Below are 14,763 nucleotides of genomic sequence, written 5' to 3' on the forward strand. Positions count from 1 at the left end.
AACCGCTGGTGGATGTCTCGACGAACGCCGGCTTCGGCAGGCGCCATTTCGTCACGCGCCGTTCCGCTCTCGGCCAGCGATCGATCTGGCCGTGAGCGATTCGCGGCCGTTCGCATCTGACCGGCCTCGCCCACCCCGGCGCCGCAGGTCCTCCACGCACCGCGCCGCCGTGCGCCCGTCCCAAAATTCCGGCTTCGGCGCCCGGTGCACGTTGCTCCCGCCATTCAGCGCGGCACGCAGCGATTCGAGCACGTTCTGCGGTGTCGCCAGCCGGTTTGTGCCTTGCTCCACCGTGATCGGCCGCTCGGTGGATTCCCTCAAGGTGAAGCAGGGTATGCCGAGATAGGTGGTCTCCTCTTGGATCCCGCCGGAATCGGTGACGACCGCGCGCGCACCGGAGACGAGGCTCATGAAGCGCACATAAGGCATCGGCTCGAGCAGCTTCACCCCGACGCCGGCCAGACGGGCGTCGAGGCCGCTCTCCTTCAGCCGCGCCGACGTGCGCGGATGGACCGGAAACACGACCGGCAGCTCCGCCTGGACCGCGGCGAGGCAGTCGACCAGGGTGGCGAGCTGCGCCGGATCGTCGACATTGGCCGGCCGGTGTAGCGTCACGACGCAATAGCCGCTTCCATTGTACCCCAGGCTCGCCGGCACGCCGGCCGCCTCGATCGCCGGCCGCTTCATCTCGAAGCTGTCGAGCATGATATTGCCGACCCGGGTCACCCGTTCGGCCGGCACCCCTTCCGCGGCGAGGTTCGCATCCGCGTCGGGCGAGGGCGTCCACAGCACGTCCGCCACCGCGTCGGTGGCGATCCGGTTGATCTCCTCCGGCATCGTCCGGTCGCGGGAGCGAAGCCCCGCCTCGAGGTGGACCGTCGGGATTCCGAGCTTCACCCCGGTGAGCGCGCAGGCGAGCGTCGAATTGACGTCGCCGACGACGACCAGCCAGTCGGGCCGGTGCGCGGCGGCGACCTCGCCATAGGCCAGCATCACCCGGCCGGTCTGCTCGGCATGGCTGCCCGATCCGATGCCGAGGTGGAAATCGGGATCGAACAGGCCGAGGTCGGCGAGGATGTCGGCCGACATGTTGGCGTCGTAATGCTGGCCGGTATGAATAAGGACCGGCGCGAAATCCTCGGCGGCGGCCAAAGCGTGCCAAAGCGGCGCCACCTTCATGAAGTTGGGGCGAGCGGCGGCGATCAGATGGACGGTGCGGACAGGCAAGCAACGGGCTCCGGTGAAGTCGGATTTCCGTTACGCACGCAACGGTTAAGGTCGCCTCAACGCGCATCCGGCACAACGCCCGGTACGCCGTGGCGCGAATACGTTCGTCGGTGTCGCATACGATTTGCGAACGCGCGCACGGAACGCTACCCGAACGGCTGTCCGATGCCGGATGCACGAACGTCATGTCCGAACTCAAGCAGCGCGACGCCAGCAACGCCGATCAGGCCGACGAGATCGAGGCCAGCCAGGAAGCGCTCCGGCGGAGCATCGCCGAAAGCCGGCGGCTGATCGAGCAGGCCGCCGAGATCACGCGGCGCCATCGCCGCAGCCAGGAAGAGCGCGGGCGTCGCTGACGGCCCTCCTCGCCTGCGGTGAGCATCAAGTTCGGTGAAGCCGGACTCCTCCCGCAAGGACCAAGGCATGGCAGGTGGCCCGGATCATCTGGGCGTCGTACCGGCGAAGCCTGCCCCGATCCGCACCGAAGGGGCGCCCCTCCGCCGCCGATGACGAAGGGCTGCCTTCTCACTCCAGCGAGGCGTGCACCCGTCTCATGCGCGCAGCCCTCTCCTCTTCGCGTCTTTCGGGTCTTCCGGCCTTGCCGTACTGGATCGCTTCCGATCCTTTCCGGATAGCGCTTGCGCGACGAGACCATTCCACCCTGTCGCACCCCTTCGCTCCCTTCGCGTGCCGTTCTCCGGAACCGCCGCACCATCCCGAGGTTGCCATGCCGGGCCGGGCGTGACAGGTCCGCCGCGACAGGGAGACGAGCAGGCTTGAATCGGGAGGCCCAGCCACCTTCCGCCGGAGCGGCGGACGCGGAGACGCAAGGGGAAGAGGCTCCGAGCCCTCCCGCGCGCACGGGTTCGCTGGCGCCGCTGCGCCACAAGACCTTCCGCTCGATCTGGATCGCGAGCCTCGCCTCGAATTTCGGCGGCATGATCCAGTCGGTCGGCGCGGCCTGGATGATGACCTCCATCTCCGGTTCGGCCGACATGGTCGCCCTCGTCACCGCATCGGTGACCCTGCCGATCATGCTGCTCGCTCTGCTCGCCGGCGCGGCCGCCGACAATTTCGACCGGCGGCGGATCATGCTCGCCGCTCAGACCTTCATGCTCCTGGTCTCCGCCGCGCTCGCCGTCTGCGCCTGGCTGGGCTGGATCACTCCCTGGTTCCTTCTCCTCTTCACCTTCCTGATCGGCTGCGGCTCGGCCTTCAACGGTCCCGCCTGGCAGGCCTCGGTGGGCGAGATGGTACCGCGCTCGGACCTGCCGTCGGCCGTCGCTCTCAACAGCATGGCCTTCAACATCGCGCGCAGCCTCGGGCCCGCGATCGGCGGCGCGATTGTCGCAGCTGTCGGCGCGGCGGCCGCCTTCGCGGTCAACGCCGTCAGCTATTTCGGGCTCGTCGCCGTGCTTGCGCGCTGGCACCCGAATCGGCCGGAGCGCCGGCTGCCGCGCGAGCGCATGGGCGGCGCGATGGCCGCCGGCATACGCTATGCCGCCATGTCGCCGGCGATCGGAACCGTGCTCGGCCGCGCTCTCCTGTTCGGCTTCGGCGCCAGCGCGGTCTCGGCGCTGATGCCGCTCATCGCCCGCGACCTGATCGGCGGCGGCGCGCTCACCTACGGTCTGCTGCTCGGCGCGTTCGGCGCCGGCGCCGTCGGCGGGGCGCTCGCCACCGCGCGCCTGCGCGCCATGGCGACGTCGGAAGGAATCGTCCGCGCCGCCTGCCTGGCCTTCGCTGCCGCGGCCGCCGCCGCGGCGTTCAGCTCATGGCTCGTCGTGACCATGGCGGCCCTGCTCGCCGGCGGCGCCGCCTGGGTGCTGGCGCTGTCGACTTTCAACGTCACCGTGCAGCTCAGCGTCCCCCGCTGGGTCGTGGCGCGCGCATTGTCCCTCTACCAGATGGCCGCGTTCGGCGGGATGGCGATCGGGAGCTGGACCTGGGGCATGGCCGCCGAGGCGGAAGGCCTGCCTGCCGCCCTCGTCGAGGCGGCGGCCGTGATGGCGGTCTGCGCCGCCTTGGGGCTCAAGCTGCCTTTGCCGCGCGTCGGCGCCGCCAATCTCGATCCGCGAAGCGGCTGGGTCCCGCCCGATACCGCGCTCGACATCGAGCCGCGCAGCGGCCCGGTGGTGATCACCATCGAGTTCCGGATCCGCGAGGCCGACATTCCCGAATTCATGAAGGCGATGGCCGAGCGGCGCCGGATCCGCCGCCGCGCCGGCGCTCGGCGCTGGACGCTGCTTCGCGACCTCTCCGACCCGGAAATCTGGATCGAGCGGTTCCACCTCCCCAACTGGATCGAATATATCCGCCACAACAGCCGCATCACCCAGGCCGATGCCCTCGCCACCGGCAGGGCCTGGGAGCTCCACGCCGGCCCCGACAGCCCCCACATCCGCCGCCTGATCGAACGGCACACCGATGCCCCGCCGGATACCGTCCGCCCGGAACTCTCCGAGCCGCTGACCGACGCCCGGCGCTTCGGATAGGAAGCCCGCTTCGCGAGCGCCCCCCGCGAGGGAGGGGATCCAGCTTGCCCGCTTGGCTGCCTTGCGCGCGACTACGGGCGGCTGCGCGTGACCCGGGTCCGTCGCAACGACGCTCCAACGGCTTAGGTTTATCTTCACCCCCTCGCTCTACGCCCGAATCCCATGGCTACTCGGGTGCTGCTCACTGTCGATACCGAGCTGACCTGGCGGCATTTCGCGCGCGGCGCGGACTGGCGCCAGAATCTCGCGCTCAGCTTCGATCCGGCCGGTGTCGGGATACCCTACCAGCTGGACCGCCTCGCGCGGCACGGGCTCAACGCCTGCTTCTTCGTCGATCCGATGCCGGCCCTGGTCTACGGGATCGAGCCGGTTCGCCGGATGATTGCGCCGATCCTCGACGCCGGTCAGGAAGTGCAGCTTCACCTCCACAGCTTCTGGGCCGATCTCGCCGAAGGGCGGCGCGACGACGCCCGGTTCGAGCTGACCGCCTTCGACGCGGCCGGGCAGGCGAAGCTGATCGCCACTGCCCGCGACCTCCTCGTCGCCGCCGGCGCCCCGGCGCCGATCGCCTTCCGCTCCGGAAGCTATGCCGCGGACTCCGCCACCCTGGCCGCGCTCGCCGGGCTCGGCCTTCGCTATGACAGCAGTCACAACGGCGCCGAGCACCCCTGGCCCAGCGCGCTTCCGCTTGATCCAACCCTGATCGACCCGTGCGAGTCGGAGGGGATCGTCGAACTGCCGATAAGCCAGATCCTCCGCTCCGACGGCGGCTTGCGGCCGGTCCAGCTCTGCGCCCTGTCGGACGGCGAGATGGCGGCGGCGATTCGCCACGCCGACGCTCACGATCATCCGCTGGTGACGATCGTCAGCCACAGCTTCGAGCTGGCCAGCCGCGACGGGCTCAGGGTCAACGCCTTGGTCCGGCGCCGTTTCGATCGGCTGTGCGCCTTCCTCGAACGGGAAGCGGAGACCGTTCCGACCACGCGTTTCGACGCGTTGCCCGCATTTCCGCCGCCACCGGGATCCGCACCGCTGCCGGCGCAGCCGCTGCGCACGCTTCGCCGCGTTGCCGAGCAAGGCTGGGGCAATGCCCGCTACGAGCAGCCGGCGCTGACCGCCGCGCTGCTGGCACCGGCCCCGGCCGCGGCGCTCGGATATCTCTCCTATGTCGGCCTCTGAAACGGCGCTGCCGCTCCGTGTCGGCGCCCGCACCCTGGTCACGCTGCGGCGGCGGCTGGTCAGGCGGCGGCTGAGCCTTGAGGAGGCGCTGACCGGCCAAGCGCCCCGGCTGCCGACCCTCGGCCGCAACGAGCATGGTTATCTGGTGAATGCGTTGCCCGCCGGACTCGCGCAACCGCTCGCTTGCGCCCAGGGCGACCTGAAGCCGTTCGTGCGCCAGGCCTATGTCCGGAGCTACGCGCGGCTCGACCTCGGTTTCGATTCCTATTTCTCGGCTTTTTCAGCGAAAAGCCGGTCGACCCTAAGGCGCAAGGTGAAGAAACTCGCCGACCGGTCGGGTGGGTCGCTGGACCTGCGCGCCTATCGAAACGAGGCCGAGATCGAAACCTTCCATCGCGCCGCCCGGAGCGTCTCGGCGCTCACTTATCAGGAAAGGCGGCTCGGCGCCGGCCTTCCGGACGGGCCCGAGGCGCTTGCGTCGATGCAGGCGCTGGCCCGGCAGGGCCTCGCCCGCGGCTGGCTCCTATTCGTCGACGGCCGGCCGATCAGCTATCTTTACGCGCCGGCCGAGGGCTCCACCCTCATCTATGCCTATCTCGGCTACGATCCCGAATTCGCCGCCTTCTCGCCGGGAACGGTCCTTCAGCTCGAGGCGATGCGCACCTTGATGGACGAAGGCGATTTCCGCCTGTTCGACTTCACCGAAGGCGAAGGGCAGCACAAGCGTCAGTTCGCCACCGGCGGCCTCGACTGCGTCGACCTCCTGCTGGTCCGCCCTACTCCCGCCAATCTCGCCATCGGCCACACCCTCAATGCCTTCGACGCCGCAGTGGCGATGGGGAAGAAGGCCGCCACCACGCTCGGTGCCCAGGACCTGCTGAGGCGTCTACGGCGCTAAGCCGTTCCGGCATGCCAATCCGAAAGAGCCGAATGTCGGCACGGCCCAACTTCGTATTTGTTCTTGCTTTGTTCGGTAGACTCGGGTAACGGCAGTGCGGCTGACGGCTCTTTCGCATCGTGGATCGACGAACGCTTCCCGGCCTCGCCCGACCTGGAGGAATGCACCCGCGCGTCACCCTCGCCCTTTCGCGGGACCGGCGGACCGGCCGGCTTACCCTTGGCCCCTCTCGACTCCTTTGTCCGGGTCGAATCCGTCTCGCCTCCACCGTGCTGACCTGGAGGGATGCCGCCGGCGCTGGCTTTCCCGCCGCGCCTTCGCGTGCTCCGCGTTTCTCAGCGTGGCGCGGCCGCTGTGGAGAAGGCCGGCACGATAGAGGCCCGGCCGCATATTTCGGCCGGAGGGACTCGCGCGCGCGTGGCAAGTGTCAATTTCGTCAACTTCGTCGTCGCGAGCTACCGCCCTGCGCGCACCGTCGCCGCATAAGCGAAGAATCCGAGAGCGATGAACCCTTCCTTATATTCGGTCGGATCCGGGAGGTCGATTGCCGCCCCTCCCCAAGCCAGGAACAGCAGCTTCCCGCCGACCAGGGCCGCCGCGGCAAGACCGAAAGTCGTCGCCTCGCCCCGATCGCCCCGTCGCCAGGCTGCACCGGTCCAGGCGAGCATCGCGAACAGGCCGACCATGGCGCCGAGCTGGATAGCGTAGAGGTCCCAGTGCCCGTAATCGAACCAGAGGAGCGGCGCGCTCACCAGAGCGACGGTCCGGTGCGGCACGAACGCCGTCAGCGGATGCGCCGCCGCCGCGGCCGGCAGGAGGTCGCGCACTAGCGGGAACAGGATCAGGAACAGGGCGGCGCCGCAATAATAGAGCGTCTCGAACAGGTCTGTCTGGAGGTTGTGAAAGTTGAACTCCTGCTGCCAGTTCACCTCCGCCAGCGGCTCCGGTGTGGCGAAGCCGAGCAACCGCTGGCCCCAGCTGATCTCTTCCATTCCGATCACGGCAAGTACGGCGCACAGGCCGGCAGCGACGATCAGTGCGGCGGGGCCGTCGCGCCGGCGCAGCGCGCGCCCGGCGAGCAAGCCGGCGCCGACGAGAAGCAGCAGCGCCGAGCCCCATTCGAGCGGACGATCCTCCTGCGCCCCCGCATGGAAGGCGGCGGGATCGGCGAGGAACAAGGCCGTTACCGCCGCGCCGGCCGTGGTGGCGGCGATCCCGGCGGCGAGGCGGGCGGCCGTCATCGACTCCGTACCGAGCGGGCAGGGCTTCGCCTGCGCCCTCACCAGGGACGAGACCAGCAGCGCCGTGGCCGAAAGCAGGAAGATCGACTGGACGATCTGGTGGAAGGCGAAGCCGGCCGGCGCCTCGCGCACGAGCGGAAGGCCGAGCAGCACGACGTCGTTGAACGCGAAGACGATCTGCCCGGCGAGCAGGGCCAGCAGCGCGGCGCGGATCGGCCGCGCCATGGGCTGCGCCAGCCAGGCACCGGCATCGCGCAGCGGCGTCAGGGACGGGCTGGAGGACCGGATCACGCCCGCACCCTCGTCCAGAGCGGCCGCAGCAGGGCCGCGAGCGCGGCTCCGCGGACGATCAGCAGGTCCAACATGTCGGGCCCCGGCCGCGCGCCCATTTCGCTCTTGTATCCCGGATCGCCGGCGCCCCAGTCGACGGCCGCGATCCCGGCCTCTGCGGCGCGCTGGAGATCGCGGTAGAGCAGGATCCGCCCGGGACTGCCCTCGCGGAACCGCTCGTTATAGCTGTTGGCGATGATGTGCAGCGTCGATCCGGCACGAAGGCTGAAGGTGAAGGCCGCGGGTTCGCCGCCGACGGAAAGGATCGAGCAGCCGAGCATCGCGGCGATCTCCGGATCCTCGGTCAGGCGGACCCACATCGCGCGATTGTCCGGGTTCAGGAACTTGGTGTCGCGCTTGGCGGCCCTGCGGCCGACCCAGCTTTCGCCCTCGATATGAGCGAGCCGATCGAACGTCCCGGCATTCCATTGCGGACCCGTGATCGACTCGAAGGCAAGCTCGCCCGATTCGCCGAGGCGGCGCTCGAGCCAACGGTTCTTGCGCAACGTCTTGACCGAGGGCCACGGACCGGACTCGCGCAGGGCGGCGAGGTCGACGACGAAGCAGGCGCCCAGGCGCCGGCTGAGGATCGTCCAGCCGCTGCGCGACGCCGCCGCCGTGAGCCGCGCGAGGGCCGGATCGTCGGCCAGGACCGGCCCGATCCGCCAGGCCAGGCCCAGCGCCCGGCGGCCATCGGACGAAGAAAGCAAAGCGGCAAGGGCGGCTTCGCCGCCTTCGCCCGCGGCCGGAAAGCCCCGCCAGGGCCAATAGCTGCCGCCGACTTCCGGTATCGAAAGAGGGCCGATCCTGCGCCTGGTCAGCGGAATGGCGGCGAGGATTTCCTCCGTTCCGCGGCAGCGCGCAACGAGTGTGGCGAGCGGAGCATCGCCCGCGGCCGCCGCAAACCAGGCGGCGCGAAGGAAGGCGCGCGCGGGCACGTCCGCCGCGGCGGCGTGGTCGAGAGCGATCGATGCGCCTGGCTCGAGCGCCGCGGCGATTCCGTCGGCGACCAGCGGGCCTGGATGAAGCAAGCGGCTCTTCCCTTCACTCTCACAGCGTGCGTCGGCATGTCGTAACCCGGACGGGTTAAAGCCGCCTCAACGCCGCACCGCGTCCTAACGTGCCGGAATTCGGCGATGTTTTCGGATCCGGCGGCGACCTCGCATTCGCTATTCGGGCCGCGCCGTGCTAGGGTCGCGCATCACCCGGTCCGCTCCGCAGGCATTCCAGTGACTGAGAGACGTTTGCGCTCCCGCTTGCAGGACAGGTGAATGCCATGAATGATCGCCCTGCCATCCGCGTCGGCGGCGACGCCGGCCTTGCCGCCGCTCGGCCCGCGCCGCAACCGCGCCGCCGGAAGCCCGAGGACACTCCGGCAGGCTGCCGCGCCTTCGCCGCTGCCGACCTGGGCCGCGCAGCCACGCAGAATGTCGATCGCGGCCGCTGGCTGTTCGAGTCCAGCGCCGCAGCATGGTCGGCGCGGGCCGACCTGCTCGAGCGCCTCGCCCGGCAGTCCGATGCCCGTATGCGGTCGGCTTCGCAATGACAGCCAACCGGAACGCCCGGGGCTTCGGGCTCGTCCTCGCGCTGGCTCTGGCGCTTTTGGCCTGCGCCCGGTCGGAAAGCACCCAGGACGCCTCGGTGTCCGTGGCGGAAGGCATCGACCAGCAGAGCCGCGAATGGGATGCGGCCGAGCAGAAAGCCGGCCGGCCGGCAGCGCCTGAGCGCGGCCCCGAAGCGGAGCCCGCCGAGGCTCCCGCGCAATAGCGCCAGCGCCGCTGCGGCCTCGGGAACCGCATCCGCTCGCGGCGGCGGCCGGCCGAAGTCCACGCCTCCCACGACTTTCGGAAAGGAAACCGGAGACGCCGCTTCAAAATCGGCGTGACCGGCCCTAGGAGCGCTCCGGTCATGCGGTGGCCGGATCAGATCGGGATTCGAGAGGGGTGAGCGGCGAGATCCGGATCTTCGTCGATGCCGATGCCTGCCCGGTGAAGGAGGAGATCTACAAGGTCGCCTTTCGCCTCGACGTACCGGTCTCGATCGTCGCCAACGACTATATGCGCGTGCCGCGCCATCCCCTGGTCGAGCGCGTGGTCGTCGGATCCGGCTTCGACGCGGCCGACGACTGGATCGCGGAGCGGGCCGGCCCCGCCAGCCTGGTGGTCACCGGCGATATCCTGCTCGCCGACCGCTGCCTCAAGGCCGGCGCCACCGTGATCGGGCCGAACGGCAAGCCGTTCACCACCAGCTCGATCGGCGCGGCGATCGCCACGCGCGCCATCTTGGCGGATCTTCGCGCCGGCGGCGATGCCGTCGGCGGCCCCCCGCCCTTCGCCAAATCCGATCGCTCACGCTTCCTCTCCGCGCTCGACGAGGCGCTGATCCGGCTGAAAAGAGCCGGCTGAGCAAAATCGGGAGCCGTGAACGACCGGGCGCAGCGCCCACGGCTCCCGTCCTGCCACTTCCCCCGCCATTCACGACTCGGCCAGTCCGGTGCCGGCGGCACAAGGGTCAGGAACTCTTCTCCGGCGGCCGCTCGAGGAGCAGCGCGCGGTACCCGTGATATTCCGTCTCCGAGAAGGCGCGGTAGCCGAGCTTGTAGGCGACCCGCAGCGACACCCTGTTGCCGACATGGATCATGCAGACGGTGCGCCGCGGCCCCAGCCTGAGGTCGAGCCAGTCGAGCGCCGCCTGGACCGCCTCGGTGGCATAGCCTTGGCCCTGCGCCCCGGCGGCGATCGTCCAGCCGCCCTCTGGGGCGCTGTCGAACTTCGGGCCGAGGTCGCGCCGGAAATCGCCAAAGCCGACCTCGCCGACGATACAGCCGGTCGCCTTCTCCTCGACTGCGAAGATGCCGTAGCCCATCAACGCCCAATGGCCGGCCTGACGGAGCAGCCGCGACCACACCTCCTCCCCGTTCATCGGCCCGCGATCGGTCCAGCGGAACGCCTCTGGATCGGCGAGAAGGGCGCAATATTCGCGATAGTCGCCGACCTCCGGAACGCGCAGGATCAGCCGCTCGCTCTCGACTCGGCGGAAGTCGAAGCCGCTCTGCGCCGCTCGGGCGGGGCGCTGGCGATCGACGAACAGTGCGGACAATTCGGTCTGGATGTTCTGCATGGCGATCATGCCGCCTGCACCAAGACGCCGGTGACGGGGGACAGCGAAGCGGCGATGGTGATCAGCGCTCCGATCGTGATCAGGAGCGTGGATAGGGCCAGCAATCGGTCGATGAACATCCCGGCTACTCCGTTCGGGCAATGGCTTGCCACGTCTCGACCGGCTCTAGCCGAGCCTTTCCCGGACATCCTGAGCGACCGCTGAAAGCTCGCGATTCAGAATCTTTTCAGAATCGGGCACGGAAATCCGCGAAAAGTGCGGGAAAGGTTCGAAAGGCGTGGCGCGCTGTGCTAGATTGTGCGTCAGATCCCGGCGACGAAAGTCCGCGAAAACATGGCGAAGGGTGCGCGTCTCGACTTTGTGGCCTTCGATCGCTTCGTCGTCGACCGCGGCGACGAGCGCGTGATCGGCCCTGACGGGCCGGTCAAGCTGGGCAACAAGGCCTACCGCCTGCTGATGGCGCTGATCGACAATGACGGGCGGCTCCTCACCAAGGACGAGCTGCTCTCCTCGGTCTGGGACGGCACGATCGTCACCGAGGCGTCGCTCACCTCGGCGATCCGCGAGCTGCGCCGCGCGCTCGGCGACGAATCGCGCCAGCCGCGGCTGATCGAGAGCGTCTATGGCCGTGGCTATCGCTTCATTGCGCCGCTCGGGCCTGCCGCGCCCCCGCCTCCGGCCGCGCCGACAGCGGGAGCGTCGCGGCTGCCGCAGCAGCCGGCCCCGGAGGGGCGACCGCCGCTCATTCTCGTCTCGGCCTTTCGGGACGATGCGGTGCGAGCCCTCCATCCCTTTCTCGCCTCCGAGCTTCGCGAGGAGGTGCTGTCCGGGCTGTCGCGATTCCGCGAGATCCGGCTGATCGCCGACAACCGCCCCGAGGAAGAAGCGGCACAGGCGCACCGGACGGACCGCGGCTACCAGCTTACCGCGACCCTCCTGCCGGAGGGGGACGGGATCAAGGTGATCGCCCGCGCCCGCCGCCTCGACGACGGCCGCGTGCTGTGGGCGGAGACGATGTCACTCGCGGATACCGGCACCGCCAGCGGGGTCGGCAAGATCGTGCGGCGCATTGCCGGTGCGGCCATCCCGGCGGTCGACGAGGACCTCTATCTCGATCTGCCGCGCGAGAGCGACGATCTCTACAACCGCTACCTCGTCGCCAAGCGGCGCTCCTTCACCGCGCAGACGTTCGTCGAGGCGAAAGCGGCGGCCGAGGCGCTCGAAGCGATCGTCGCCGAGCGGCCGGGCTTCGCCCTTGCATACCCACCGCTCGCCCGCCTCTACAATACCGACTTCGGCTATACCGCGCTCGGCTCGAGCGGGTCGGCGGAACGGGCCCGCGCACTCCAGCTCGCCAAGGACGGCCTCGCCGCCGACCGCGGCAACGTCCACGCCTACACCGTGCTGGGCTTCTGCCATTTGAGGCATGAGCAGCGCGATCTCGCTCGCGAATGCTTCGAAACGGCGCTCATCCTGAACCCGTACAATCCCGGCCGGCTCAACGAGGTGGCCACCGGTTTGATGTGGCTCGGCGAATTCGAGCGGACGCGCAGCCTCTACGAGTTCAGCCAGTCGCTCCATCCGTTCATCGACGACCTGCTTCTGGAGGATCTGGCGCAGCTGGCGCTGTTCGAAGGCCGGCCCGAGGAGACGCTGGGCCATGTCCGCAAGATGAGTGCGCAGCGGCTTTGGGCCAGTCTGTACGAGGCAGTCGCGGAGCATATGGTCGGAGTCCCGGCCTCCCGCTCCAGGCTGCCCGCCTGGCGCGACTGGGTGGGGAGCCGCTGGCACGACGGCAGCCCGCCAGGCCAGCAGGCGCTCGAGGAATGGATCGCGCTCCACCACCCGCTCGCCTCCGAGCCGAAGGCGGAATTTGTCGGACTCGTGCAGTCCACCTTTGCCTTGGTCGACCGGATGGACCGGCACGACACCCGTCCGGAGCCGGCCACCGGGGTTCCCCACCGCTTCTGACGTACAGCTGAAGCGGGTCGCGGGAGCCGGCATGGCTCAGGCGCCGGATGCAGCCTCCGCCGCCGTCGGCGAGCCCCCCCGACGCGGTGCCGACACACCGCAATCGGCCGCGAGCCTTTCGATGAAGCAGGTCCGCGGGACATGAAGCGGCCGCAGCCGGACGGGCGATCCGAGCGCCGCCGCGGCGGCGGCCAGGCAGCGGAGGGCATCGCGCTCCTTCAGGCGGACCTTGCCGCACGGGAGCCACTCGGCGAAAGCCTGCCGCTCCGGCAAGGGACGGCATGACAGGATGGCGGCCCAGCTGCGCTCGCCATAGTGCAAGGACGATGCATCGGCCAACAGCGCGCCAGCGCCGGCGCGGGAAAGCGCTCCCTGCCTGATGGCCGCAGAGAGCGTCGCACGAACGTCCACCAGGGGTTCGCTCAACGGCCTCCAGTCCAACTCCTCCGGGGCATGGACCAGCGCGACCTCGTCGTCGCCCTCGATCCTTCCGGAGCGATAGAGCCGATAGATCGCGCCGATGCCGATCATCCCGAACCGGTCGAGCTCGGCGGCGCGAAGCGCGCCCATGCTGGCGCCGCCGAAGACGGCGACTCCGGCTTCCATGAGCAGCAATATCTCCTTGTGCCAGACGGACGGCGTCGAATCGAAATAGCCGTCGATCAGGCAGACGGCGTGCGGAGGATCTTCGACCAGGCGGATCAGGTCTCCCGAACTGGCCGGAGGGCGCCAGCCGAACCGCGGCTCGGCCGGGCGCCGCGCCGTCGGAAGCGAGGGTCCGGCGAATATCAGGAGGGAAAGCCGGCTCATTGCACGGGGTCGCGGCGGCGGCGGGCGCCGGAGCCGAGGCCGCACACCCACACTTTGACCAAATGGAAACCCTCGACGGTTCCCAGCTCATGGACCGCAACCTGCGGGTAGCCGGCCAAGGCGAGCGCGGTCACGAGGCCCTCGACATCCGCCGGACCGGGCTCGATCTCCTCCCATTGCCGACCCGGCCAGCCGGCGGGCAGAGGCAGGCCGAACGCGACCGTCGCGCCGGGCGCTGCGGCGGCATATTGGGAACCGAGCCGGTCCTCGCGTGCCCCCGCTATCCAGGTCGACCGCGACTGAATGGCTTCGGCCATCGCCCTGAACAAGGCGATTCCGGGGATCGAATGGGTTCCGCTGCCATGGGTGGCCCGATACGGCGCCCGGTCTTTGCGGGAATCGTTCAGCTCGCACACGAAGGTCGGACTGCGAGTGACCGAAGGCACATGATAGGCTCGAAGGCCGATGCCGGCACCTGCCAGCCGCCCGCGCCACGCCTGAAACCAGTCGAACGGCACCGTCGCGAGGTCCAGCCCGTCGGCGGTGCAGGAGATCAGCCCCCTCGCGCTCCACTCGGTGACCGCGTCGCGTTCGATCGCCTCGTGCAATGCGACCACGATGGCCTCGTCGCGCGATGCCCCGGCCGCCAGGCCGTTGCTGGAGCGCTCGAAGAAACTGGGCAGGCCTCGCGTGAAATCGAGCGAAACGAGGTGGAAGGGCAGATGGAGTCGACCGCCGCCGACTAGGTCGAACGCCTCGAGCCATTCATGGGTCTCGTCGGCGGGTGGCGGGGCGCCGCGACGGCGCGCGAAGTCCGAAAGGCACATGGCGCGTTCGGTGGACGGCAGGTCGGCAAAGCGGCAGATGGGACCCGTCGGAACCACTGACTCCGCCCGATGGCTTTCGACCGCCTCGAGCAACGCGCCGACCTTGGCATCGCTCGGAGTCGCGCCCTTGCCCTGATGGACGCTGAGCGCCCGCCCCATCGGCCGCACCGCCTGCCAGACGGGCAGCCCGATCCGGTCGAGCCGCGTCAGATCGGCGAGACGGGTGACGCCGCAAGCCTCGGCGGCGCGTCGCGCGCGGTCCAGAACCGTCTCGGCGCCTGCCTGGCGACTCGGGTCGGCAGGACCGAGCGACATCACGGGGGCGGTGGCGGGCCCGTGCTCTGTCCGGCCCATTCCATATCCGAATGGAGCGGAACGGCTTTGACGGCCGAGGCCTGGCCAGCTTCGAACATCTCGCGGATCTGGCGGGCGGCAATCTTCTGATCTTCGGTGAGCCCCGCTGCCGCCTCGTCATATTCGATGACGGCAACCGTCACGTAGAAGCGGCCCTGATATTCGACGATGAAGCTCGGCTCGGACTGCCCACCCTTGCGCGGGTCGCCGGCCACGGATCCCGATCTCGATGCCATGATACATCCCCCCTTCTTCGAAGGATAATAGTCCAATAAGCGCCCGGGCGCTACCGGGCGCTGGAGGGCGGGATC

15 protein-coding genes are annotated in these 14,763 nt (G+C 69.5%); 8 read left to right on the forward strand and 7 right to left on the reverse strand.

Annotated elements, in window-relative coordinates:
• Window positions 1-51 precede the first annotated feature (51 nt).
• The gene (wecB, locus tag EKM57_RS01955) at window positions 52-1,227 is read right to left on the reverse strand and encodes a non-hydrolyzing UDP-N-acetylglucosamine 2-epimerase (RefSeq protein WP_243450848.1); all 1,176 of its coding nucleotides are present in this window, start codon (window positions 1,225-1,227) and stop codon (window positions 52-54) included.
• A 185-nt stretch (window positions 1,228-1,412) separates the two neighbouring features.
• On the opposite strand from wecB, the gene EKM57_RS21735 reads away from it, so the two are divergent.
• The 4 genes from EKM57_RS21735 to EKM57_RS01970 all read left to right on the forward strand — a co-directional run bounded on the left by EKM57_RS21735 (window position 1,413) and on the right by EKM57_RS01970 (window position 5,799).
• On the forward strand, window positions 1,413-1,583 hold the full coding sequence (locus tag EKM57_RS21735; RefSeq protein ID WP_165357147.1) for a hypothetical protein: 171 nt from the start codon (window positions 1,413-1,415) through the stop codon (window positions 1,581-1,583).
• A 513-nt stretch (window positions 1,584-2,096) separates the two neighbouring features.
• Window positions 2,097-3,722: an MFS transporter gene (locus tag EKM57_RS01960; protein WP_129791048.1), complete on the forward strand. Its 1,626-nt coding sequence runs from the start codon at window positions 2,097-2,099 to the stop codon at window positions 3,720-3,722.
• 162 nt (window positions 3,723-3,884) lie between these two features.
• A complete protein-coding gene (locus EKM57_RS01965; protein WP_206185262.1) occupies window positions 3,885-4,901 on the forward strand; it encodes a polysaccharide deacetylase in 1,017 nt (338 codons plus the stop codon).
• Window positions 4,888-5,799, forward strand: coding sequence for a GNAT family N-acetyltransferase (locus EKM57_RS01970; protein WP_129790760.1), 912 nt, complete (start codon window positions 4,888-4,890; stop codon window positions 5,797-5,799). Before EKM57_RS01965 ends, EKM57_RS01970 begins: the two co-directional genes overlap by 14 nt.
• A gap of 455 nt (window positions 5,800-6,254) precedes the next feature.
• On the opposite strand, the gene EKM57_RS01975 is transcribed toward EKM57_RS01970, so the two are convergent.
• Both EKM57_RS01975 and EKM57_RS01980 read right to left on the reverse strand, forming a co-directional pair.
• Window positions 6,255-7,331 (reverse strand): hypothetical protein, encoded by a 1,077-nt coding sequence (locus tag EKM57_RS01975; protein ID WP_129790761.1) that lies wholly within the window; start codon window positions 7,329-7,331, stop codon window positions 6,255-6,257.
• Window positions 7,328-8,401, reverse strand: coding sequence for a GNAT family N-acetyltransferase (locus EKM57_RS01980; protein ID WP_129790762.1), 1,074 nt, complete (start codon window positions 8,399-8,401; stop codon window positions 7,328-7,330). The genes EKM57_RS01975 and EKM57_RS01980 overlap by 4 nt, the downstream gene beginning before the upstream one ends.
• Before the next feature lie 245 nt (window positions 8,402-8,646).
• Here EKM57_RS01980 and EKM57_RS01985 point away from each other — a divergent pair, with 245 nt between their 5' ends.
• From EKM57_RS01985 to EKM57_RS01995, 3 genes are all read left to right on the forward strand, one after another.
• Window positions 8,647-8,916 carry a hypothetical protein gene (locus EKM57_RS01985; RefSeq protein WP_129790763.1) on the forward strand — a complete coding sequence of 90 codons (270 nt, stop codon included), beginning with the start codon at window positions 8,647-8,649 and terminating at the stop codon, window positions 8,914-8,916.
• Window positions 8,913-9,137, forward strand: coding sequence for a hypothetical protein (locus EKM57_RS01990; protein ID WP_129790764.1), 225 nt, complete (start codon window positions 8,913-8,915; stop codon window positions 9,135-9,137). Before EKM57_RS01985 ends, EKM57_RS01990 begins: the two co-directional genes overlap by 4 nt.
• Window positions 9,138-9,325: 188 nt before the next feature.
• Window positions 9,326-9,775, forward strand: coding sequence for a YaiI/YqxD family protein (locus tag EKM57_RS01995; protein WP_129791049.1), 450 nt, complete (start codon window positions 9,326-9,328; stop codon window positions 9,773-9,775).
• 106 nt (window positions 9,776-9,881) lie between these two features.
• On the opposite strand, the gene EKM57_RS02000 is transcribed toward EKM57_RS01995, so the two are convergent.
• A complete protein-coding gene (locus EKM57_RS02000; protein WP_206185263.1) occupies window positions 9,882-10,499 on the reverse strand; it encodes a GNAT family N-acetyltransferase in 618 nt (205 codons plus the stop codon).
• Between the two features lie 324 nt (window positions 10,500-10,823).
• Between EKM57_RS02000 and EKM57_RS02005 the strand changes: the two genes are divergently transcribed.
• Window positions 10,824-12,461 carry a winged helix-turn-helix domain-containing protein gene (locus EKM57_RS02005; protein WP_129790765.1) on the forward strand — a complete coding sequence of 546 codons (1,638 nt, stop codon included), beginning with the start codon at window positions 10,824-10,826 and terminating at the stop codon, window positions 12,459-12,461.
• 36 nt (window positions 12,462-12,497) lie between these two features.
• Here the strand turns inward: EKM57_RS02005 and EKM57_RS02010 are convergent, their stop codons facing one another.
• From EKM57_RS02010 to EKM57_RS02020, 3 genes are read right to left on the reverse strand one after another with little or no spacing between them, the layout of a single operon-like run.
• A complete protein-coding gene (locus EKM57_RS02010) occupies window positions 12,498-13,271 on the reverse strand; it encodes a TfuA-like protein (RefSeq protein ID WP_129790766.1) in 774 nt (257 codons plus the stop codon).
• A complete protein-coding gene (locus EKM57_RS02015; protein WP_129790767.1) occupies window positions 13,268-14,452 on the reverse strand; it encodes a YcaO-like family protein in 1,185 nt (394 codons plus the stop codon). The genes EKM57_RS02010 and EKM57_RS02015 overlap by 4 nt, the downstream gene beginning before the upstream one ends.
• The gene (locus EKM57_RS02020; protein ID WP_129790768.1) at window positions 14,413-14,688 is read right to left on the reverse strand and encodes a hypothetical protein; all 276 of its coding nucleotides are present in this window, start codon (window positions 14,686-14,688) and stop codon (window positions 14,413-14,415) included. Before EKM57_RS02020 ends, EKM57_RS02015 begins: the two co-directional genes overlap by 40 nt.
• Window positions 14,689-14,763: the final 75 nt, after the last annotated feature.

Source organism: Sphingosinicella sp. CPCC 101087 (assembly GCF_004151485.1).
Lineage (GTDB): Bacteria > Pseudomonadota > Alphaproteobacteria > Sphingomonadales > Sphingomonadaceae > Allosphingosinicella.

Bases quoted from the DNA above. Each gene is read 5' to 3' on its own strand.
- EKM57_RS21735 (WP_165357147.1), top strand. From the start codon at position 1,413: ATGTCCGAACTCAAGCAGCGCGACGCCAGCAACGCCGATCAGGCCGAC.
- EKM57_RS01965 (WP_206185262.1), top strand. From the start codon at position 3,885: ATGGCTACTCGGGTGCTGCTCACTGTCGATACCGAGCTGACCTGGCGG.
- EKM57_RS01970 (WP_129790760.1), top strand. From the start codon at position 4,888: ATGTCGGCCTCTGAAACGGCGCTGCCGCTCCGTGTCGGCGCCCGCACC.
- EKM57_RS01985 (WP_129790763.1), top strand. From the start codon at position 8,647: ATGAATGATCGCCCTGCCATCCGCGTCGGCGGCGACGCCGGCCTTGCC.
- EKM57_RS01990 (WP_129790764.1), top strand. From the start codon at position 8,913: ATGACAGCCAACCGGAACGCCCGGGGCTTCGGGCTCGTCCTCGCGCTG.
- EKM57_RS02000 (WP_206185263.1), bottom strand. From the start codon at position 10,499: ATGATCGCCATGCAGAACATCCAGACCGAATTGTCCGCACTGTTCGTC.
- EKM57_RS02005 (WP_129790765.1), top strand. From the start codon at position 10,824: ATGGCGAAGGGTGCGCGTCTCGACTTTGTGGCCTTCGATCGCTTCGTC.
- EKM57_RS02010 (WP_129790766.1), bottom strand. From the start codon at position 13,271: ATGAGCCGGCTTTCCCTCCTGATATTCGCCGGACCCTCGCTTCCGACG.
- EKM57_RS02015 (WP_129790767.1), bottom strand. From the start codon at position 14,452: ATGGGCCGGACAGAGCACGGGCCCGCCACCGCCCCCGTGATGTCGCTC.
- EKM57_RS02020 (WP_129790768.1), bottom strand. From the start codon at position 14,688: ATGGCATCGAGATCGGGATCCGTGGCCGGCGACCCGCGCAAGGGTGGG.